Annotated in this window: 20 protein-coding genes; 10 read left to right on the forward strand and 10 right to left on the reverse strand. The window is 62.0% G+C overall.

The genetic code is table 11. The annotated features are described in order from the left end of the window. Window positions 1–10: 10 nt before the first annotated feature. The 4 genes from M5G17_RS16740 to M5G17_RS16755 form a co-directional block, all read right to left on the reverse strand. Window positions 11–1,345, reverse strand: a complete 1,335-nt coding sequence (locus M5G17_RS16740; RefSeq protein WP_273894027.1) for an imelysin family protein — start codon at window positions 1,343–1,345, stop codon at window positions 11–13. A gap of 148 nt (window positions 1,346–1,493) precedes the next feature. Continuing rightward, window positions 1,494–3,545 (reverse strand): putative bifunctional diguanylate cyclase/phosphodiesterase, encoded by a 2,052-nt coding sequence (locus M5G17_RS16745; protein ID WP_273894028.1) that lies wholly within the window; start codon window positions 3,543–3,545, stop codon window positions 1,494–1,496. A gap of 349 nt (window positions 3,546–3,894) precedes the next feature. Then, window positions 3,895–4,491: a superoxide dismutase gene (locus M5G17_RS16750; RefSeq protein ID WP_273894029.1), complete on the reverse strand. Its 597-nt coding sequence runs from the start codon at window positions 4,489–4,491 to the stop codon at window positions 3,895–3,897. Window positions 4,492–4,680: 189 nt separating this feature from the next. Further along, window positions 4,681–5,280, reverse strand: coding sequence for a LysE/ArgO family amino acid transporter (locus M5G17_RS16755; protein ID WP_273894030.1), 600 nt, complete (start codon window positions 5,278–5,280; stop codon window positions 4,681–4,683). Between the two features lie 122 nt (window positions 5,281–5,402). Here M5G17_RS16755 and M5G17_RS16760 point away from each other — a divergent pair, with 122 nt between their 5' ends. The 3 genes from M5G17_RS16760 to M5G17_RS16770 all read left to right on the forward strand — a co-directional run bounded on the left by M5G17_RS16760 (window position 5,403) and on the right by M5G17_RS16770 (window position 8,280). Beyond that, the gene (locus tag M5G17_RS16760; RefSeq protein WP_273894031.1) at window positions 5,403–6,293 is read left to right on the forward strand and encodes a LysR family transcriptional regulator ArgP; all 891 of its coding nucleotides are present in this window, start codon (window positions 5,403–5,405) and stop codon (window positions 6,291–6,293) included. Between the two features lie 52 nt (window positions 6,294–6,345). Further along, complete coding sequence (locus M5G17_RS16765; protein ID WP_273894032.1) at window positions 6,346–7,350, forward strand: NAD-dependent epimerase/dehydratase family protein; 1,005 nt, start codon at window positions 6,346–6,348, stop codon at window positions 7,348–7,350. 87 nt (window positions 7,351–7,437) lie between these two features. Next, window positions 7,438–8,280, forward strand: a complete 843-nt coding sequence (locus tag M5G17_RS16770) for an ATPase (RefSeq protein WP_273894033.1) — start codon at window positions 7,438–7,440, stop codon at window positions 8,278–8,280. Window positions 8,281–8,349: 69 nt separating this feature from the next. Here M5G17_RS16770 and M5G17_RS16775 read toward each other — a convergent pair whose 3' ends face one another. The 3 genes from M5G17_RS16775 to M5G17_RS16785 are packed head-to-tail and all read right to left on the reverse strand — an operon-like array spanning window position 8,350 to window position 10,902. Then, on the reverse strand, window positions 8,350–9,399 hold the full coding sequence (locus M5G17_RS16775) for an alkene reductase (RefSeq protein WP_273894034.1): 1,050 nt from the start codon (window positions 9,397–9,399) through the stop codon (window positions 8,350–8,352). Between the two features lie 17 nt (window positions 9,400–9,416). Beyond that, window positions 9,417–10,586, reverse strand: coding sequence for an MFS transporter (locus M5G17_RS16780; RefSeq protein ID WP_273894035.1), 1,170 nt, complete (start codon window positions 10,584–10,586; stop codon window positions 9,417–9,419). A gap of 13 nt (window positions 10,587–10,599) precedes the next feature. Beyond that, window positions 10,600–10,902: an ArsR/SmtB family transcription factor gene (locus tag M5G17_RS16785; protein ID WP_273894036.1), complete on the reverse strand. Its 303-nt coding sequence runs from the start codon at window positions 10,900–10,902 to the stop codon at window positions 10,600–10,602. A 163-nt stretch (window positions 10,903–11,065) separates the two neighbouring features. Here M5G17_RS16785 and M5G17_RS16790 point away from each other — a divergent pair, with 163 nt between their 5' ends. After that, on the forward strand, window positions 11,066–11,638 hold the full coding sequence (locus tag M5G17_RS16790; protein WP_273894037.1) for an acyl carrier protein phosphodiesterase: 573 nt from the start codon (window positions 11,066–11,068) through the stop codon (window positions 11,636–11,638). Here M5G17_RS16790 and M5G17_RS16795 read toward each other — a convergent pair. After that, entirely contained in the window at window positions 11,635–12,420 is a 786-nt protein-coding gene (locus M5G17_RS16795) for a lysophospholipid acyltransferase family protein (protein ID WP_273894038.1), read from the reverse strand. The two genes, M5G17_RS16790 and M5G17_RS16795, sit on opposite strands and share 4 nt — an antisense overlap. Further along, on the reverse strand, window positions 12,420–13,175 hold the full coding sequence (gene olsB / locus M5G17_RS16800; protein ID WP_273894039.1) for an L-ornithine N(alpha)-acyltransferase: 756 nt from the start codon (window positions 13,173–13,175) through the stop codon (window positions 12,420–12,422). Before olsB ends, M5G17_RS16795 begins: the two co-directional genes overlap by 1 nt. Before the next feature lie 133 nt (window positions 13,176–13,308). Here olsB and M5G17_RS16805 point away from each other — a divergent pair, with 133 nt between their 5' ends. The 6 genes from M5G17_RS16805 to M5G17_RS16830 all read left to right on the forward strand — a co-directional run bounded on the left by M5G17_RS16805 (window position 13,309) and on the right by M5G17_RS16830 (window position 18,889). Then, window positions 13,309–14,196 carry an acyl-CoA dehydrogenase middle domain-containing protein gene (locus tag M5G17_RS16805; RefSeq protein ID WP_273894040.1) on the forward strand — a complete coding sequence of 296 codons (888 nt, stop codon included), beginning with the start codon at window positions 13,309–13,311 and terminating at the stop codon, window positions 14,194–14,196. Between the two features lie 42 nt (window positions 14,197–14,238). Then, entirely contained in the window at window positions 14,239–15,336 is a 1,098-nt protein-coding gene (locus tag M5G17_RS16810; protein ID WP_273894041.1) for a serine hydrolase domain-containing protein, read from the forward strand. Continuing rightward, window positions 15,333–15,629: an amidase gene (locus tag M5G17_RS16815; protein ID WP_273894042.1), complete on the forward strand. Its 297-nt coding sequence runs from the start codon at window positions 15,333–15,335 to the stop codon at window positions 15,627–15,629. The genes M5G17_RS16810 and M5G17_RS16815 overlap by 4 nt, the downstream gene beginning before the upstream one ends. A gap of 45 nt (window positions 15,630–15,674) precedes the next feature. Beyond that, window positions 15,675–16,256, forward strand: coding sequence for a YceI family protein (locus M5G17_RS16820; RefSeq protein WP_273894043.1), 582 nt, complete (start codon window positions 15,675–15,677; stop codon window positions 16,254–16,256). 1 nt (window position 16,257) lies between these two features. Beyond that, entirely contained in the window at window positions 16,258–17,415 is a 1,158-nt protein-coding gene (locus tag M5G17_RS16825; RefSeq protein ID WP_273894044.1) for a phospholipase D-like domain-containing protein, read from the forward strand. 73 nt (window positions 17,416–17,488) lie between these two features. Further along, window positions 17,489–18,889 carry a hypothetical protein gene (locus M5G17_RS16830; RefSeq protein ID WP_273894045.1) on the forward strand — a complete coding sequence of 467 codons (1,401 nt, stop codon included), beginning with the start codon at window positions 17,489–17,491 and terminating at the stop codon, window positions 18,887–18,889. A gap of 60 nt (window positions 18,890–18,949) precedes the next feature. Here the strand turns inward: M5G17_RS16830 and M5G17_RS16835 are convergent, their stop codons facing one another. Beyond that, window positions 18,950–20,473 (reverse strand): fumarate hydratase, encoded by a 1,524-nt coding sequence (locus tag M5G17_RS16835; protein ID WP_273894046.1) that lies wholly within the window; start codon window positions 20,471–20,473, stop codon window positions 18,950–18,952. Window positions 20,474–20,736 lie beyond the last annotated feature (263 nt).

Here is a 20,736-nt window from a genome sequence, read left to right on the forward strand (position 1 = left end):
CGCTGCCGAATCAGAACTCGTGATCAGCGGTGTCCGGTGCCAGATTGGTGATGCCCAGTTTACCTGCGGCTTGTTCGATCGCGCCGGTCTGCTTGACCAGGGAAGCGATGGCGTCACGCACGATCTGGTTGCCGGCGGTGTTGTCGGCGGCGATCAGTTGGTCGTAGTGCTCACCTTTGGCGGCGTGGTCGACGATCACCTGGATCTTGGCTTCGGTGGCTTCCAGGTCAGCCTTGAGGGTGCTGTCGGTAGCGGCGTCGACCTTGGCGACCAGCGAGGACAGGCTCGGGCCGGTCAGCTTGGTGCCGTCGGTGCGGGTGTATTCGCCCAGGTAGACGTTGCGGATGCCCTTGGCGTCGTAGAAGTGCGAGTTGTGGGTGTTGTCGCTGAAGCAGTCATGCTCGTCTTCAGGCGAGTTGGCTTCCAGGGATACCTTCATGCGCTCACCAGCCAGTTCGCCCAGCGACAGGCTGCCCATGCCGAACAGCATTTTGCGCAGGCCGTCGGCGACAGGCTCGGCTTCAAGGGTGGCGCGGTAGTTGGTTGCCACGTTTGGCGCCCAGTTGCCGACCATCTCTTCGAGGTCGCTGACCAGCAGTTGGGTCACGGCCTTGAGGTAGGCACGACGGCGCTCGTTGTGGCCGCCGGTAGCGCCCTGGCCTTCGAGGTAATCGGATGCTGGACGGGCACCGGCGCCTGGGCCGGTGCCATTGAGGTCCTGGCCCCAGAGCAGGAACTCGATCGCGTGGTAGCCGGTGGCAACGTTGGCTTCGGAACCGCCCAGCTCGTTCAGGCTGGCCAGTTTCTCCGGGGTGATGTCCTTGACGTCGATCTTGTCTTCGCCGACCTGGATTTGCGTGTTGGCGATGATGTTGGCGGTAGCGCCAGGGTTGCCCAGGGCATGCTCGTAGCTCTTGTCGACGTAGTCGATAAGGCCTTCGTCCAGCGGCCAGGCGTTCACCTGACCTTCCCAGTCGTCGATGATGGTGTTGCCGAAGCGGAACACTTCACTCTGCAGGTACGGCACGCGGGAGGCGATCCAGGCAGCTTTGGCAGCGTTCAGGGTCTCGGCATTGGGCTTGGCGAGGAAGGCGTCGACAGCGGTTTGCAGGGTCTTGGCGGTGCTCAGCGAGTCGCTGTAGACCGCATGGACGATATCGGCGTAATGCTTGACCACGGCCTTGGCCGCTGCCTCGTCGACAGCACCTGCGGCGGCAGGAGCGGCAGCGGAGGTGCTGGCGGCCGGCGTTTGTGGTGCGGCGGCTTTGTCCTTGCTGTCGCCGCAACCGGCGAGAGAGATGGCGATGGCCAACAGACTGGCGGTGGCCAGAGGCATACGAATCATGGCGAATTCCTGCGTCGAGAGGTTGGACAAGCGTACCGGGGCACGCAAAACTGCAACATAATGCGAAAGATTTGCATTTTCTGTAAAGAGGCAGTCACGTAAATATTCAAATGCGTGTTTCTGCCTCTTCGGGCCATGCAGACAAGGGTTACAGGATCGAAACCTGGTTGCGCTGCGCCTGTTTGAGGAACGCGGTCAACTCCCGGGCTGGCAGAGGTTTGCTGTAGTGGTAGCCCTGACCTTCGTGGCAACCCTGGGCAATGATGTAGGCCTCCTGTTCGGCGGTCTCCACACCTTCGGCGATGACCTGCATGCCCAGGCTCTTGCCCAACTGGATGATGGCGCGAACGATTGTGGCATCGTCGTCATCATCGAGCAGGTCCTGGACGAAGCTCTTGTCGATCTTGATCTTGTCCAGCGGCAGCGACTTCAGGTAGCTGAGCGAGGAGTAGCCGGTACCAAAGTCATCAATGGCAATCAGCGCCCCGGAACGGCGCAGGCTCAACAGGTGCTGGGCAGCGGTACTGATGTCTTCCATCAGGCCGGTCTCGGTGACTTCCAGCTCCAGGCTGCGTGGGGGCAGGCGGTAGATCTGCAGCAGGTTGTTGACCACCCGCGGCAGTTCGTTGTGGTGCAACTGCACGGTGGACAGGTTGACCGCCATGCGCAGTTCGCTGAAGCCCTGGTCGTGCCAGTCGCGCAATTGCCGGCAAGCCTGGTCGAGCACCCACTCGCCGATGCTGATGATGTTGCCGTTTTGCTCGGCCAGGGGGATGAACTGGTCAGGCGGCACCATGCCCAGCTCCGGATGCTGCCAGCGCAGCAGCGCCTCGACACCGACCACGCGGTGGTCGCGGTAGCTGATCTGCGGTTGATAGACCAGGAACAGCTGGTTGCGAGACAAGGCTTCGCGCAGGTCCTTTTCCAGTTCGCGACGCCGGCGCATCTCGCTGTCGACGCTGGCGATATAGAACTGGTAGCGGTTGCGCGAGCGAGCTTTGGCCAGGGTCATGGTTTGCTCGGCCTTTTGCAGCAGTTTCTCGGTGCTGTCGCCGTCTTCGGGGAACAGGGTGATGCCGATGGTGGCGCGCAGGCGGATTTCCTGATGGTCGAGGGCAAAGGGCGCTTCGAGGTCATCGAGGATGCTCTGGGCCAGTTCGGCCGCCTCGTAGGGTTGCTCGATGTCGGCCTGGACCAGGGCGAACTGGTCGCCGCCCAGGCGCGCCAGGGCGCCGAGCCGGCCACTGTGGGCACGCAGGCGATCGGCCAGGGCCAGCAGCAACTGGTCGCCGGCCTGGTAGCTGAACTGCTCGTTGATGCCCTTGAAGTCGTCCAGACCGACGCACAATACTGCCACCCGGCGTTGCAGGCGACCGGCATCGACGAGGATTTTGTCCAGTTGCTGTTGCAACTGCTGACGGTTCGGCAGGCCGGTGAGGAAGTCGTATTGGGCCATGCGCAACAGGCTGTTCTCGGCCTCGTGGCGCAGGTGGGTGTTGCGCTCGATGGATGCCAGCAACTGGTTGGCGGTGTTCACCCACACGCCCAGTTCGTTCTTTTCGTGGCCCTTGATCAGCGGCAACTGGTGCTGGCTGGGGCGGTCGGGGTTGATCTGGGTAAGGTGCTCAATGATCTTGGACAGCGGTTTGGTCAGCATCCAGTGATAGACCAGGTACAGCACCAGGCCCATGGCCAGGGCGCGCAACACCCCGGAAATGAAGATGATCACCGAGCTGACCAGAAAGCCTTCGCCATAAGAGGCGGTGTCGAGGGTGATGCTCAGGTCGCCGTAATATTCACTGTAGGGGCCGCGGCCGACCAGTTGGGTGGTGAAGCTGCGCTCCTGGCCCAGAATGAGGTCGGTCAGCCAGCGACTGGACACTTCCTGCAGCGGGCGGGATTTCTCTGCGAGCATGGTTTCGTTGGGATGGCCGATGGAGGCCATGCGCACGGACTCGTCCTGGAATAGACCTTCCATGACCTGCATGCCCATTTCCTTGTCCAGGCTATATACCGCCTGGGTCGAAGGATCACGGAACATGTCGAGGATCCGCTGGGCGTCACTGGCGACGGCTTGGCGGGTCTTGTAAGCATCGAAGACGATCTGCGCACAACTGAGAACTACACCGACGATCAACGCCGAGAGCAGCACTACCCTGAGCAACTTGACCGATAAGCTGTTCTTGAGTTCCAGCTTCAATGGGGTTTCCTTAATCCATGCGCATGGCATCATTTTGCCATCAAACTTGGCAATCCACTATCGGCCGTCAACAGGACTTCTCCAGCGCCATCAAGGTGCTGTGGTCCAACTCCAGGCGCAGGATGCATCCCCGCGATCACTGTATCGGTTGCCCGGCCTTGCGACTTTAATCGGTAGGAACGAGTTTCCCAACGTTTGATGTTAGCGCGCCCTGCGTTCGCGGCAAGATACCTGGCGCGGGAAATAGGATGAAAAATGTTGCAGCGCAGTCGCCAACAAAAAAGCCCACCGCAAGGGTGGGCTCTTCGGGCGCTCGATACGTGCTGAAAAGTTTCGATCAGCAGCCGTCTCAGGCAGTGAAGGCCTTGCCTTCGAACTGCTCGGCGACGAACTTCCAGTTGACCAGGTTCCAGAACGCCTCGACGTATTTCGGACGGACGTTGCGGTAGTCGATGTAGTAGGCGTGCTCCCAGACGTCGCAGGTCAGCAGCGGGGTGTCGCCATTGGTCAGCGGGTTGCCGGCGCCGATGGTGCTGGCCAGGGCCAGGGAACCGTCAGCTTTCTTCACCAGCCAGCCCCAACCGGAACCGAAAGTGCCGACCGAGGTCTTGGTGAACTCCTCCTTGAACTTGTCGAAAGAACCGAACGCAGCAGTAATGGCTTCAGCCAGGGCGCCGGTTGGTTGACCGCCGGCGTTTGGCGCCAGGCAGTTCCAGTAGAAAGTGTGGTTCCAGACCTGAGCGGCGTTGTTGAAGATACCGCCCGAGGAAGTCTTGACGATCTCTTCCAGGGTCTTGCCTTCGAACTCAGTGCCTGGCACCAGGTTGTTCAGGTTCACGACATAGGTGTTGTGGTGCTTGTCGTGGTGGTATTCCAGGGTTTCCTTGGAAATGTGCGGCTGCAGGGCGTCGTGGGCGTAAGGCAGCGGCGGCAATTCAAAAGCCATGGTGATTCTCCTAATCAGGTCTGTTGCGGTGAGCGCAAGGCCGATCACGGGCGGCCGGAGTGCGTCGGCGAGTCTGTACTCTTTGCGACGCAAGGGCTCGATCATAGCACCGGGGCCAGTGCTTAACCACGCAACAAGTGTATGGGAAAGAGGTTCCAGAGCCTTTGCCGGTGGCAGACCAGCGGCGTCTCAGGTCATGATCAGTTGCGCCGCCACGGCAAACATCATGACCGCCACCATCAGGTCGAGCAGCCGCCAGGTGCCCGGCCGCGCCAGCCACGGGGCCAGCCACGCCGCGCCCAGAGCCAGGGTGAAGAACCACAGCAACGAGGCGCTGGCGGCGCCGGCCACATAGGCGCCAGGCACTGTCTGCTGGGCGCCCAGCGAGCCGATCAGCAGCACGGTATCGAGGTACACGTGGGGGTTGAGCAGGGTTACCGCCAGGGCGCTGAGCAACACTGCCCGGCGTGAGCGCAGGCCCTGGCCTTCGCCCTGTTGCAGGCTTTGTTTGGAGCAGGCACGCAGCAGGGCCTTGGCGCCGTACCAGAGCAGGAATACCGCGCCGCCCCAACGCGCTACCGCAAGCAGCATCGGGTTTTGTGCCAGCACGGTGGCCAGTCCGAACACGCCGGCGGCGACCAGCAGGGCATCACAGACCACGCACAGAACCGCCACCGGCAGGTGATGCTCACGACGCAGGCTTTGCGCCAGGACGAAGGCGTTTTGCGTGCCGATCGCCATGATCAGGCCGAAGGCGACCAGCAGGCCGTTCAGGTAGCTTTGCCACATAGGGAAGACTCCACGGACGCTCGCGGGGCGCGGGCGCAAATGCAAAAGAAGATACTGGCCATTGTGGGGATTTCATCTGTATAAGAAAAACAAATAAAGCTGATCAGGCATTAGGAAAAATAATGTTCGATTACAAACTGCTTTCTGCTCTCGCGGCGGTGATCGAGCAGGCCGGTTTTGAGCGGGCCGCCCAGGTACTGGGCTTGTCGCAGTCGGCGATCTCCCAGCGCATCAAGTTGCTCGAGGCGCGGGTTGGCCAGCCAGTGCTGGTGCGCGCCAATCCGCCGAGCCCCACCGATGTCGGTCGGCGCTTGCTCAACCATGTGCAGCAGGTGCGCCTGCTGGAGCGCGACCTGCAGAGCCAGGTGCCGGCGCTGGACGAAGAAGGCATGCCCGAGCGCCTGCGCATCGCCCTCAACGCCGACAGCCTGGCGACCTGGTGGGCAGGGGCGGTCGGTGAGTTCTGCGCCGATCAACAGGTGCTGCTGGACCTGGTGGTCGAAGACCAGGAGGTTGGCCTCAAGCGCATGCGTGCGGGTGAAGTGGCAGCGTGCCTGTGTGGCAGTGAGCGTCCGGTGGCCGGTGCTCGTAGCTTGCTGCTCGGGGCCATGCGCTACCGCGCCCTGGCCAGCCCGGCGTTCATGGCCCGCTACTTTCCAGCAGGTTTCGACGCCGCCCGCTTGTCGCGTACACCGGCGCTGGTGTACGGGCCGGATGATTTTCTCCAGCACCGGTATTTGGCGTCGCTGGGGATTGAAGATGGTTTCCTGCATCACTTGTGCCCCTCATCCGAGGGTTTCTTGCGCATGACCGAGGCGGGCCTGGGCTGGGGCCTCGTGCCGGAGCTGCAGGTGCGCGACCAGTTGGCCAGCGGACGGCTGGTAGAAATATCCGCGGATAAACCCATCGATGTGCCCTTGTACTGGCATCATTGGCGCAACGGCGGGCAGTTGCTTGGCCAACTGACGGAACACCTGCGCCTCACGGCCGGGCAATGGCTGGTGCCCTTGTAGGCACCGGCGGCGTCAGCAGTATCTGAAAAACCTGGTTTAGGCGGAGTGTTACATGCGAATTCTGGTCACCGGCGCGAGCGGCTTCATTGGCGGGCGCTTTGCGCGCTTTGCCCTGGAGCAGGGCTTTGACGTCCGGGTCAACGGCCGTCGCGCCGAAGGCGTCGAGCACCTGGTGCGGCGCGGCGCGCAGTTCATCCCCGGTGACCTGAACGAACCGGACCTGGCCCGGCGCCTGTGTCAAGGCGTCGAGGCGGTGGTGCATTGTGCGGGGGCGGTGGGCAACTGGGGGCGCTACCAGGATTTCTATCAAGGCAACGTGGTGGTCACTGAAAACGTGGTCGAGGCCTGCTTGAAGGAGCATGTGCGGCGCCTGGTGCACCTGTCGTCGCCGTCGATCTATTTCAATGGCCGTTCGCAGTTGGGCATCACTGAAGACCAAGTGCCGCGGCGCTTGCACGACCATTACGGGGCCACCAAGTACCTGGCAGAACAGAAAGTCTTCGGCGCCCAGGAGTTCGGTCTTGAGGTCCTGGCCCTGCGCCCGCGTTTTGTCACCGGTGCCGGCGACGTCAGCATCTTCCCGCGCTTGCTGCAGATGCAGCGCAAGCGACGCCTGGCGATTATCGGCAATGGCCTGAACAAGGTCGACTTCACTAGCGTACAGAACCTCAACGAAGCACTGATCAGCGCTTTGCTCGCTGACAATGCCGCGTTGGGCCAGGCTTACAACATCAGCAATGGTCAGCCGTTACCGTTGTGGGATGTAGTCAATTACGTGATGCGGCAGATGCAACTGCCACAGGTCACCCGCTATCGCTCCTACGGCCTGGCCTACAGCCTTGCCGCCTTGAACGAAGGCGCCTGCCTGCTCTGGCCGGGGCGTCCGCAACCAACACTGTCGCGCCTGGGGATGCAGGTGATGAGCAAGGACTTCACCCTCGACATCAGTCGCGCCCGGCAGTTTCTTGATTACCGCCCCGGCGTCAGCCTGTGGTCGGCGCTGGATGAGTTTTGCGGTTGGTGGAAAGCCCAGGACTTTGCATCCGGTAAGCACTGAACTGAAGTCAGACGTTGCGGTCGATCAGTGCGCTGATCAGGCTTTATACTACTGACCATTTGCTATCACCGTGGTTGAAGGGATCCCATGCGTAACGATGCTCCAGATGATTTCGATAACGTGCCGACCTTGAGTGCCGGTAACCGTGATGACGACGATTTCGTCCCGGTAGCGGGAGTGCGCCGTGGTGGTCCGGCGGCTGCGCATGCTCAACTCAAGGCGGCCAGCACCGGCCCCTTGTGGGCGTTGCTCGGCGCTTCGTTCATTGCCCTGGCTGGCCTTGGCTGGTGGAGTTTTCAGCAGATATCCCTGATGGAGCAGCAACTGGTTGCCACCCAGGAGAGCTTTGCCCGCATCAGTGAAGACGCGGCGGGGCGCCTGCAGGCGATCAGTGGCAAGGTTGCCGCCAGTGAGAGCAGTGTCAGCACCGACAGCGAGGCGCTGAAGTTGCAGATCAGGCAGTTGCAGACGAGTCTTAGCGAGCAGGGCAAGCAACAGCAGGGCGTGGCCGGGCAGACGGGTGATCTGGGCAAACGCCTGGAGCAGGTCCTGGCCCAGGCCAGCGAGCAACAGGCGGCCAACGCCAAGCTGCAAACGCAGTTGCAGGAGCAGTTGAAAGCGGTGAGCACTGAGCTGGCAGCGTTGAAGGCGGCGCAGGTGGATGGAGGCAAGCTTGAGGGTGAACTCAAGAGCCTCGGTGGCGATGTCGCGGTGTTGAAGAAACAGGGCAATCCGGCGGCAGCGATTCAGCGCCTGGAGCAGGACTTGATCGTGCTCAAGAGCGAGCAGGAGAACCGTCCGGCGCCAGCGGCCGGTAGTGGTGCATCGACGGTGGAGTTCGATGCGTTTCGGGGTCAGGTGACTCGCAACATCAACACCCTGCAAAGCCAGGTGCAGAACCTGCAACAGCAGATCAACGCCCGGCCTTGAGGGCCTCATCGCGGGGCAAGCCCGCCCCCACCATGTGGGAGCGGGCTTGCCCCGCGATGCTTTCGGCACTTACAGCCGCGGATAATCGATATAACCCACCGGCCCCTTGGCATAGAAGGTCTCTGGGTGCGGTTCATTCAGCGGCGCATCCGCCGCCAGCCGCGCCGGCAGGTCCGGGTTGGCAATGAACGGAATACCAAAGGCCACGGCATCAGCTTTGCCGCTGGCCAGTGACGCGTTGGCGCTGGCTTTGGTAAAGCGCTCATTGACGATGTACGGGCCGCCAAAGGCCTCTTTGATCAGCGCTCCAATGCTGTCGTCGGCTTCCTTCTCCCGTGAGCAGATAAAGGCGATGCCGCGCTTGCCCAGTTCCCGGGCGACATAGGTAAAGGTCTGGGCACGGTTGGCATCGCCCATGTCATGGGCATCGGCCCGTGGTGCCAGGTGTACGCCGACCCGCTGTGCGCCCCAGACCTCAATCACCGCGTCGGTGACTTCCAGCAGCAGCCGTGCGCGGTTCTCCAGCGAACCACCGTACTGGTCATCGCGCTGGTTGGTGCTGCTCTGCAGGAACTGGTCGAGCAGGTAGCCGTTGGCGGCATGTACTTCAACGCCGTCGAAACCGGCTGCCTTGGCATTCTCGGCACCGGTGCGGTAGGCCTCGACGATGTCGGCGATTTCTGCCGTTTCCAGGGCACGGGGTGTCGGGTAGTCGGCCAGTGGTCGCACCAGGCTGACGTGGCCTTTGGCCGGGATGGCGCTCGGCGCGACCGGGGTTTCACCATTGAGGTAGCTTGAGTGGGAGATACGTCCCACATGCCACAGCTGCAGGAAAATCCGCCCGCCGGCGCCATGCACCGCTTTGGTCACGTTGGTCCAGCCGCGCACCTGATCGTTGGACCAGATACCCGGGGTGTCCGGGTAGCCGACGCCCATGGGCGTCACCGAGGTGGCCTCACTGAGGATCAGCCCGGCGCTGGCCCGTTGTACGTAGTACTCGGCCATCAGCGCGTTGGGTACCCGGCCTTCGTCGGCGCGGCAGCGGGTCAGCGGGGCCATGATGATGCGGTTCGGCAGTTCAAGGTCGCCGAGGGTGATCGGATCAAAAAGCGTCGTCATAAATACCTCAAGGCTTATCAGTGAGTGGCAGGTGCCAGTTGGGCTTTATTGCCGCCCTGGCTGAAAGTGATCAGGGTGACGATCAGCGCCAGCACGGCCAGCGCGGCGGCGGCCAGGGGTACGCGGGTCAGCCCCAGGCCCTGGGCGATGACGGTTCCGCCGACCCAGGCGCCGAGGGCATTGCCCAGGTTGAAAGCGCCGATGTTCAAGGTCGAGACCAGGTTGGGGGCCGCCTTGCCGAAGGTCACCACATTGACCTGCAGGGCGGGTACGGCGGCAAAGGCTGCCGTGGCCCAGAGGAACAGGGTGATTTCTGCCGGAATCAGTGCGGCGCTGGTCCAGCTCAGTACCGTGGAAACCACCGCCATGCTGGCGAATACACCGATCAGGGTGGCGCTCAGGCGCTTGTCGGCGAGCTTGCCGCCAAGGATGTTGCCCAGGGTCAGGCCCAGGCCGATCAGCAGCAAGGTCCAGGTCACGCCCTGAGGCGAAACGCCAGTGACGTCACCGAGCAGCGGCGCCACGTAGGTGAACAGGGCGAACATCGAGGCTGAGAACAGCACGGTCATCGACAGCGACAGCCAGATGCCGGCGCCTTTGAGTGCGGCAAGTTCGGCGCGCATGTCGAGTTTTTCTTCGTCATGGCGCAATGGCAGGAAGCGGACCAGGCCGATCAAGGCAATCACGCCGATTACGGTCACCGCCCAGAAGGTCGAGCGCCAGCCGTATTCTTGTCCCAACGCGGTGCCCAGTGGCACACCCAGAACGTTGGCCAGGGTTAGGCCGGTGAACATCAGCGCCACCGCCGAAGCACGACGGTTGGCCGGCACAAGGCTTGCCGCCACCACCGAGCCGATGCCGAAGAAGGCGCCGTGGCACAGGGCTGTCACCACCCGGGCGAACATCAGCAAGTTGTAGTCACTGGCCACCGCGCACAGCAGGTTGCCGACGATAAATACGCCCATCAGCGCAATCAGCGCCGCTTTACGCGGCAGGCGCGAGGTGGCCAGGGCCATGAACGGCGCACCGATGGCCACGCCCAGGGCGTAACCGGTGACCAGCCAGCCGGCGCCGGGAATCGATACACCCAGGTCTGCCGCCACTTCCGGCAACAGACCCATGATGACGAACTCGGTGGTACCGATGGCGAAGGCGCTGAGCGCCAGGATTATCAGTGAAAGGGGCATTGCAAGGTCCTTGTCAGAGCTCTTGGCTCATCTGCTGGAGGAAGGCCTGGATGGTCTCCTCGTTGCGTTTGAAGAAATGCCATTGGCCAATCTTCTGGCTGCTGATCAGGCCTGCGCGCTGCAAGGTGGCCAGGTGGGCAGAGACGGTCGACTGCGACAGGCCGCAGCGTTGATCGATCTGCCCGGCACACACACCGTGTTCGGTGCTGTGGTGCTGGTCGGGAAACTGCACGTCGGGGTCCTTCAGCCAGTTGAGGATTTCTCGCCGTACTGGGTGGGCCAGGGCTTTTATTATTTCGTCGAGATCGAGAGGCATGGTTGGGCTCGTGGTGTGTGTAGCGTTATATCGCGATGTGGCGAAATATAAATCGGTATTTCGCGATATACAAATATGATGTGGTTCTGAGCTCAGCGTAAATCGCTATATCGGATTATAACGATATGGGTGCCGGGGTGCCGGGGTGCTAGAATCCCTCTCCATGAACTACCTTGCACACCTTCACCTTGGCGGTCAGCAGCCCGAGCAATTGCTCGGCAGCCTGTATGGCGATTTCGTCAAAGGACCGTTGCAGGGGCACTTTCCCCCGCCGCTGGAAGCGGCCATCCGGCTGCACCGGCAAATCGATGTCTACACCGACAGCCACCCGCTGGTACTGGCGGCGCTGGCGCGTTTTCCCCGGGAGCGGCGGCGTTATGCCGGGATAATCCTTGATGTGTTTTTCGATCACTGCCTGGCCTTGCACTGGCAGGATTACGCCGAGCAGCCGCTGGGCCAGTTCACTGACCATGTGTACCGGGTGCTGGCCGCAGAACCGGCCTTGCCTGGACGTCTGGCGCAGATTGCGCCTTTCATGGCTGCCGATGACTGGCTAGGGTCTTACCGCGAGTTCGCGGTGCTTGAGCAGGTGTTTCGCGGGATCGCCCGGCGCCTGTCGCGACCCGAAGGCATGGCTGGCGCGGTGGAGGAGGTGGCGGCGCTGTACCAGCCGTTGCTGGAAGACTTTCGTAATTTCTATCCAGAGCTGCAGCGCTTTGCCAGGGCCAACACCTAAGCAGCCTTGGCCCGACGTTGCGCCTGGACAACCGGCTCGCTGCCGAACAGTGCCAGCTGGATCGCGTGCTGAGCCTTGAAGGCCAGCGCGGCGCGTTCTTCACCGGTGCTGGCAATCGGTGCGAGCAAATGAATCTCGACCTCGGCGCAATCATTGGCAAACAGCCGGAACAGGTGCGAGAGCAGATCATCATCCCCGATAAATGGCGCGATCGAGTCGCTTTGGCCGTTGCGCAGGTAACGCAGGGCAACCGGCTGTAGCGGTGTTTGCGTGTCGATGGCGCTGGCCAGCAGACGGCCATGAAAGGTGCGCAGGCTGCGCCCGTCGGTGGTGGTGCCTTCAGGGAAAATCAGCAGCGCACAGTCCTGTTGCAGGTGCTGGCTGATCTGTTTGCGCAGTAACTGGCTGTCGTTGCCGCCGCGACGAATGAACAGGGTGCCGGCCTTGAGTGCCAGCCAGCCGGCCACCGGCCAGGTGCGCACTTCAGCCTTGGACAGAAACGACAGCGGTGCCAGCCTGCCCAGCAGCGGGATGTCGGTCCAGGACACGTGGTTGCTGACCCACAGCATTGGCTGCTGCGGCAATTTGCCGACCACCCGTACCTTGAACGGCAGGGCGTTGCTCAGTGTGTTCATGAAAAGTTGCGACCAGCGTTGGCGGCGCTCGATCGAGGCCGGCACGCGTAAGCGTTCATAGAGGCTGAACAGTGCCGCCATGCCCAGGCCGAACAGCACCACCAACAGCACCCGTGCTACGCGTGCATAGACGCGCAGGCGCTGCATCAGACTGCCGCCTTGAAGTGACGGGCATAACGCGGGCACAGCTCGTCGCGCTTGAGCAGGATGAACACGTCGGCGACCTGGAAGTCTTCGTCCCAGCACGGCTCGCCGCAGATTTTCGCTCCCAGGCGCATGTACGCCTTGAGCAGCGGCGGCATTTCGGCGATGACGTTGTTCGGCAGGGCCAGGCTGGGCAAGGGGTTTTTCGGTTCGGCGCGCAGGTGCTCGGTGCACAGGTAGCGTTCGCGCAGGCGCTGCATGATCGCGTGGGCCTGCACACCGCCATCCTGCATGGGAATGCTGGCGCAGCCCATCAGGTAGCTGTAGCGGCCTTCGTTGAGCACTTCGGCCAGTTCCGCCCAGAGCACGGCGATGGTGCCGCCATTGCGGTAGGCCGGATCGACGCAGGTGCGGCCAAGCTCCAGGATTGGCCCCTGCAGGTGGCCGAGGCCGTGCAGGCTGAACTCCTCTTCGCTGTAGAAGCGCCCCAGGCTGTTGGCGGCCTGGTGATCGAGCAAGCGGGTAGTGGCGACCAGACGGCCGTTACTGTGGTCGCGTACGCCGATGTGGCGGCAATGAATGTCGTAGTCATCCATGTCCAGGCCCAGTTCGGCGCCTTTGAGCTTGGCCTTGAATTCACCGCTGAATACGCTGAAGCGAAGGGCCTGGGCTTCCTGCAGGGCGGCCGGGCCGACCAGGCGTTCGGCTTGCAGACGGCGTTCAGTGCTGTTGTCGCCAGAGCGAGCGATCCGAGTCATTGCGTGTCTCCATAAGCCAGCCATGGGGTTGCGGCCGGTCGACTTTGTTGTGCAAGCTCAGCCTAGGTAGATGCGGTGTCACCCCCGTGAAGAATTGGTGATGCTTGTATGACAGCCCCCAAGGAGCGCTTCGATGGCCTGGTTGCAACGACTCAACGACCGACAACGACACTCACAGGCGGCCACGCTGGCCGACACCTATTCCAGCCTGCTGGCGCGCCTGGGCCCGGTCAGCCCTTTCGAGCTGGCGGTACTCGGTGGGCGGGCCATGAACACCCCGGGCCTGGCCTTCCTGGTCGGTTACCAGGCGGCGCTGCGGGTGCTGTGGCCCAGTGCGCCGCAGAGTCTGGGCGCCCTGTGCGCCAGTGAGCGGCGCAGCGTGCGCCCGGCGGACATGCACGTGCGTCTGGATGATCTGCGCCTGACGGGCAGCAAGGACTTTGTCACCGCCGGGCTCGATGCCGAGTGGCTGCTGGTGGCGGCGCGTTGCGAAGCGCCCGGGCAGCCGGTGGAACTGAGCCTGGCGGTGGTCTATGCCGGCGAGCCGGGTGTACGCCTGGAAACCCTGCCAGCCTTGCCGTTGATGCCGGAAGTCGGCCATGCCCGCCTGCACCTGGACGGTGCATTGTGCGAGCGCTTGGCCGGGGACGGCTGGGATGCCTACGTCAAACCCTTCCGCTCGCTGGAGGATCTTTATGTGCTCAGCGCCCTGAGTGCCTGGCTGTATGGCGTCGGCCAGGAAAGCGGCTGGCCGCAAAGCTTGCAGTTGCGCCTGATCGGCCTGCTCGGCGGCTGTGCAGAAAGCACTCGCCAGTGCGCTGATGTCGCGGCCAGCCATTTGTTGTTGGGCGGCCTGTTTGCCCAGTTCAACGCCTTGAAAGAGGAAATCAACCAGGTCCTGCTGGCAGGCCCCGGCGAGTGGGCCAGCCTCTGGCAACGCGACCAGGGCCTGCTGGAGATCGCCAGCGCTGCCCGTGCCAAGCGCCTGGCCAAGGCCTGGGCCGCCGCCGGATTGTCATGAGCCGCTGGCAGGCTAGGCGAATCCTGGCCTTGAGTGAGCGGCATGAGCAGAGTGGCGTGGTGGATACTGGCTGTTCTTGCCTTCAGCAAGGCCGTGTCGGCCGCAGAGTACTGGCCTGTACCTGACTGGCCGGTTGCCGATAATGCCAACCCAGGCGCCTGGCAGGCGGTCGAACGCTATGCCTTCGCGCCACGTGATGATCAACAACGCCAGGGCGTGCGTACCGACGCCCTGCTGGTGATCGCCGACGGGCGCATTGTGTATGAGCACTATGCTGCGCCCAACACGGCGCACACCGCGCACCTGACCTGGTCAATCAGCAAGAGCGTCCTGGCGACCCTTTTGGGTGTCGCCCACGCCGAGGGCCGCTTTGACCTGCAGGATCCGGTGGCGCGTTTCTACCCGCCCATGCGCGCCCATCCCCAGATGCGTATCGAAGACCTGCTGCACTGGGCCAGCGGTCTCGACTGGCAGGAAGACTACGAATACGCGCCGCTCAAGTCATCGGTAGTGGCAATGCTCTATACCCGCGGCCGCGGTGATATGGCTGGCTACACCGCGGCGAGGCCTGAGGCGGCCAGTCCCGGGCAGCGCTTTCTCTACTCCAGCGGGGACAGCAATGTGCTGGCGGCCGCCTTGCGCGGTATGGTCGGCGAAGCGGGGTATGCGGACTACCCCTGGCATGCTTTGTTCGAGCCCCTGGGCATTGGCAGTGCCGTGTGGGAGCGTGATGGCATTGGCACCCTGGTGGGGTCTTCCTACCTGTACCTGAGTGCCCGTGATCTGGCGCGCATCGGGTTGTTGATGCTGCGTGAAGGCCGTTGGCAATCACGGCAATTGCTGGCCAGTGATTGGGTTGCGTTCAATCGCCAGCCGTTCGTGCAGGCCACTTCGCAACCTGGCGAAGCAAACCCGGGTGGGCACTGGTGGCTCAACCAGGCGTTGCCCGGCAGCCCGCAACCCTGGCCGGATGCGCCATCCGACACTTACGCAGCCCTCGGGCACTGGGGCCAGGCTCTGTATGTACTGCCTGCGCGTAAGTTGGTGATCGTGCGTTTTGCCGATGATCGTGACGATAGCTTCGCCCATAACGAACTACTAAAGCGGGTACTGGCAGCGACCAGCGAGGCACGACCATGAAGCGCGTAGGGCTGGTGCTGATCCTGCTGGCAGGCGCCTGGGGTTGGTACGAACGTCAGGCGCTGGCGGATTTCCCCGGTATTCTCAGCGCCTATTCGGCCAAGGAGTATTGCTCGTGCCGCTATGTCATGAATTTCGACCCCCGCTATTGCCGGGGTTATGTGCAGCAGTACCTGCCGTTGAGTCGCCTGGACGAGGATGCCCAGCAGCGGCTGATCAGCGCTGAAGGGCTGGGAGTAATCAGCCAAGCGCAATGGCAAGGGCCGCACGTGGGCTGTCGCTTGCTGCCGTGAAGGCAGCCGGGTAAGGTTGACGACCATTGTGTTACAGGATTTCACATGTTCAGTCTGCCGCGTCTTCTGCTTACCCTGCTGGTCGTCTTGAGCCTCCCTGCCCAGGCCAATTGGCACCTGGACGGCGAATCGTCGCGCCTGTCGTTTATCTCCAGCAAGAACGGCGAAACGGCCGAGGTGCATCGCTTCCTCGTCTTGCATGGCAAGGTCGATCGCAAGGGCGCCGCCGAACTGCAGATCGAGATGGACTCCAACAGCAGTGGCGTACCGCTGCGTGACGAGCGCATGCGCAAAGAGCTGTTCGAGTTCGCCAAGTTTCCCGAGGCCACCGTCAGCGCGCAGATCGACCTGCGCCCGATCAACGACCTGGCCAACGGCGCCCAGGTGGAACTGCGCCTGCCGCTGACCGTCGGTCTGCATGGCAAGCAGCACAGTTACAGCGCTCTGTTGCTGGCGACCCGCCTGGACGAGCGGCGTTTTCAGGTCGTGACCCTGGAGCCGTTGATGCTGCGCGCCGATGATTTCGACTTGCTCCCTGGCCTTGCCACCCTGCGCAAGCTGGCCGGGCTCAAGTCCATCAGCCCGTCGGTGCCGGTGGCTGCGGTGCTGATTTTCACGGCGCGTTGATATGGCCGGGCCGGTCTTTCCCTGGCGCGATGGCAATCAGTTCGAGCTATTGATCGACGGTCCGCAATTCTTTCCGCGCATGCTCACCGCCATCGTGCGTGCCGAACACCAGGTTGACCTGGAGCTGTACCTGGTAGAGGCGGGGGCCTGCGCCGAAGCCATGGTCCAGGCCCTGGTGCAGGCCGCCGAGCGCGGTGTACAGGTACGTTGCCTATTCGATGACTACGGCTCGCTGGCCTTCACCCTCAGTCTGCGCCAGCGTTTGCTGGCTGCTGGCGTCGAGCTGCGCTGGTACAACCGCCTGCGTTGGCGTCGGGGCTTGCGCAACCTGTACCGCGATCATCGCAAGCTGTTGCTGGTCGATCAGCATTGGGCGGTGGTCGGTGGCACTGGCGTCACCGACCAGTTCTGGACCCCGAGTGAAGACGTCAGCGAATGGCACGAAGTGATGGTGCAGATGCAAGGCCCGCTGGTGGCCGACTGGCAAATGCTCTTCGATCGCCAGTGGCGCGCCAACTTGCGCCGTACCGCCTGGCGGCCACCTACCCATTTCGGCCTGCCACGCTTGCCACGGGTTCCTGACAGTGGCGTCGGCATGGGCCGGGTGGCTTATGCCGACGCCCGCCAGCACCGGGACATCCTGCAATCGCTGGTGCGCGCGCTGAACAGTGGCCAGCGGCGGATCTGGCTGGCGACACCGTATTTTCTGCCGACCTGGAAGGTCCGTCGCTCGCTGCGCCGCGCTGCTTCCCGGGGTGTCGACGTGCGGCTGCTGCTGACCGGGCCGCGCACCGATCACCCTTCGGTGCGTTATGCCGGCCATCGCTATTACCCACGGCTGTTGCGTGCCGGGGTGAAAATTTTCGAGTACCAGCCGTGCTTTCTGCACCTGAAGATGGTGCTGGTCGATGACTGGGTCAGCATCGGCTCGTGCAATTTCGATCACTGGAACCTGCGCTTTAACCTTGAAGCCAACGTCGAAGCCATCGACCCGCCATTAACCGCAGACGTGGCAGCCAGTTTTGAGCGCGACTTTGCCCAGAGCCTGGCCGTTGACCTGGCGCACTGGCATGCGCGGCCATTGTGGAAGCGGGTGCAGCAACGCTTGTGGGGCTGGCTCGACCGGTTGGTGGTCAACCTGCTCGATCGTCGAAACTAGTATTTCTGTCAGTTGTTGCGTGTCGTATGACTACGTTCGAATGAGTGCTCCCATGACCCTATGAGTGCATGCAATGAAAACGCAAGTTAATCACGGAAACATCGATCTTTCATTTGGTGATGAAGGGTATGTCATCACGGACAGCGACAAGGCGGCCGGTGCGGTATGCAGTCTCGCCACAGGCGCTATTCGCAATTTCTATCTAGATCATCGCTTGACCGTCAGTGGATTTTATATTCAAGGGCGGTTGGCCAATGGTCAGGTTGATTCCCAGTTTGGTGAAGCAGGGACCAGGTTCCTGAAAATTGTCAGGCCGGTGGAAGAAAATGTTCGTTATGTGAAACCCCTTTATGCCATGCGCACGGCTGCTGATGATTGTCTGGTCATTGGCGTGCTCATCGCGGGTATGACTGCACGAGCATTTGTTTCCAAGGTGCACGCCAATGGTGAGCCAGATCTCGCTTATGGCCAGGCTGGAACGGCGACGTTCACGCTGGTGGAGGCGAGCAGCGGCAAACTTCAGGTGGACACATCAAAGGCTGTTTCTAAATTGTACGCAGCAGCGACCGAGAGGGTAGGAACAAGGCCCAGGCTCGGGAGTGTTTCCAATTTCCGGGAGGTCGCAACAGGCCAGGTAGCGCAGGATGGCAGTCTGGTTTTTTCAATCAGGGACGGCTTTTTTTCGTCCTACGGTGATTTTATTGTCAAGGTCAATGCACGAGGAGAACTGGAGGAGACGTTTCAGGGGGGATATGTGCAGGTCGGCGAGAGTGGCAGGTTGGCAAGAATTGGGAGCGTCATCTTCGATGAACAGCAGCGGATTGTCGCGTGTGGCGAGATTGCGAACTACAGCTTTGTGGTAAGGCTGACCGCGCAAGGCGCTGCGGACACCAGTTTTGGTGCGCAAGGCAGTGGCTTCTGTATATTCGCGGGCGAACAACCGGACCACAGAATCCGTCTCCATAGCTTACTCTCCAGCAATACTGGAAGGCTATTGGTCGGTGGTCACATGGACACCTATCCTGCTTTTTTTGGCAGCCTCCTGATCGGCCTTGAAGAGGACGGTCATCTTGACCCGGGATTTGCCGAAGGTGGTCTGCTGGGGGTACGTCGAGGTGATGGCTTCTATTTTCTCTGTTCAGGACTTCAGGGAAGCGTTTTGGCAACGTGTAGGGATTTAGGTTGGGATGGGACAACAATCGGCTATGTGACTGAACTATGGTGTATCACCGCGCAAGGGAACATTGATCCGGCATTCGGCAATGGCAGTAGCCACGGGTTCGCAGGCAGTCAGCGAACTGCACTGAATCACATCCAGGAAGTCCATGCACAAGCGGATGGCAAGGTGTTGCTGTATGCGTTCCATGGAGGTTTCACGGAGGAGCCGCTTTCCACCCGATTCTGTCGTGTATTGCCGGACACTCCCGGGCACGTTCGGGCAGCATCGTCGCGGGTGACCTTGTATTCGCGATAACGAAAAAGCGGCAGAGGGTTCAGCCCGCTGCCGCTTTTCTTCAAGCGCAATCGCAGTAACTTACTTCACTTCCACCGCCAAGCTCTCGGCAATCTTGCTTTGCCAGATCGCGGGACCTGTGATGTGCACCGACTCGCCGTTGCTGTCGACGGCGACAGTTACCGGCATGTCCTTGACGTCGAACTCGTAAATCGCTTCCATGCCAAGTTCGGCGAAGGCCAGGACCTTGGACTTCTTGATCGCCTGGGCCACCAGGTAGGCAGCGCCGCCGACGGCCATCAGGTACACGGCCTTGTTGTCCTTGATCGCTTCGATAGCGGTAGGGCCGCGCTCGGATTTGCCGATCATGCCCAGCAAACCGGTTTGCTCAAGGATCTGCCGGGTGAACTTGTCCATCCGCGTCGCGGTGGTTGGGCCGGCTGGGCCAACCACTTCGTCACCGACCGGATCAACCGGGCCTACGTAATAGATGAAGCGACCCTTGAGGTCGACCGGCAGTTCTTCGCCCTTGTTGAGCATCTCGACCATACGCTTGTGCGCAGCGTCGCGACCGGTGAGCATCTTGCCGTTGAGCAGGATGGTCTCGCCCGGCTTCCAGCTTTGCACGTCTTCCGGGGTCAGGGTGTCGAGGTTGACGCGGCGGGCCGAAGGGCCTGCTTCCCAGACGATTTCCGGGTAGGCGTCCAGCGATGGCGCTTCAAGGTCTGCCGGGCCCGAACCGTCGAGCACGAAGTGGGCGTGACGGGTGGCGGCGCAGTTGGGGATCATGCACACCGGCAACGAGGCTGCGTGGGTCGGGTAGTCCATGATCTTGACGTCGAGCACGGTGGTCAGGCCGCCCAGGCCCTGGGCGCCGATGCCCAACTGGTTGACCTTCTCGAACAGCTCCAGGCGGATCTCTTCGATGCGGTTCTGCGGGCCACGGGCCTTGAGCTCGTGGATGTCGATGGATTCCATCAACACTTCTTTTGCCATCACCGCGGCTTTCTCGGCGGTGCCGCCGATGCCGATGCCGAGCATGCCCGGTGGGCACCAGCCAGCGCCCATGGTCGGAACGGTCTTGAGCACCCAGTCGACGATCGAGTCGGACGGGTTGAGCATGGCCATCTTCGACTTGTTCTCGGAGCCGCCGCCTTTGGCCGCCACGTCCACTTCCACGGTGTTACCCGGGACGATGGAGTAGTGGATGACCGCTGGGGTGTTGTCCTTGGTGTTCTTGCGCGCGCCTGCCGGGTCGGCCAGGATGGACGCACGCAGGACGTTTTCCGGCAGGTTGTAGGCGCGGCGCACGCCTTCGTTGATCATGTCGTCCAGGCTCATGGTTGCGCCATCCCAGCGCACATCCATGCCGACGCGCACGAACACGGTGACGATACCGGTGTCCTGGCAGATCGGCCGGTGGCCGGTGGCGCACATGCGCGAGTTGATCAGGATCTGGGCGATGGAATCGCGTGCAGCCGGCGACTCTTCACGCAGATAGGCCTCATGCATGGCCTGGATGAAATCAACGGGGTGGTAGTACGAAATGAACTGCAGGGCGTCGGCAACGCTCTGAATCAGGTCGTCTTGCTTGATCACGGTCATGCAGCGCGCTCCTCTTAAAGACGGGAACATTCATTAAGGTATTCCGACGCGGACTGGCCGAGGTGTCGAAACGACCTTCAACAGGCGCCAACGCAAGGCTGTCGGCGCAAAAAAGGCGCGGCAGTATAGCGCGCATCCGCCGCCGGTACACGTACCAAAGGTCCCCACCAAGGTCGGCAAGGCGTGGGCACTGTTCTTGCCTGATCTTGCTTGAGCCTCTTACCGATCCGGGCGAATAATGGCAATTATTCGCTACAGACCCT

The organism is Pseudomonas rubra (assembly GCF_028656935.1).
Taxonomy (GTDB): Bacteria; Pseudomonadota; Gammaproteobacteria; order Pseudomonadales; family Pseudomonadaceae; genus Aquipseudomonas; species Aquipseudomonas rubra.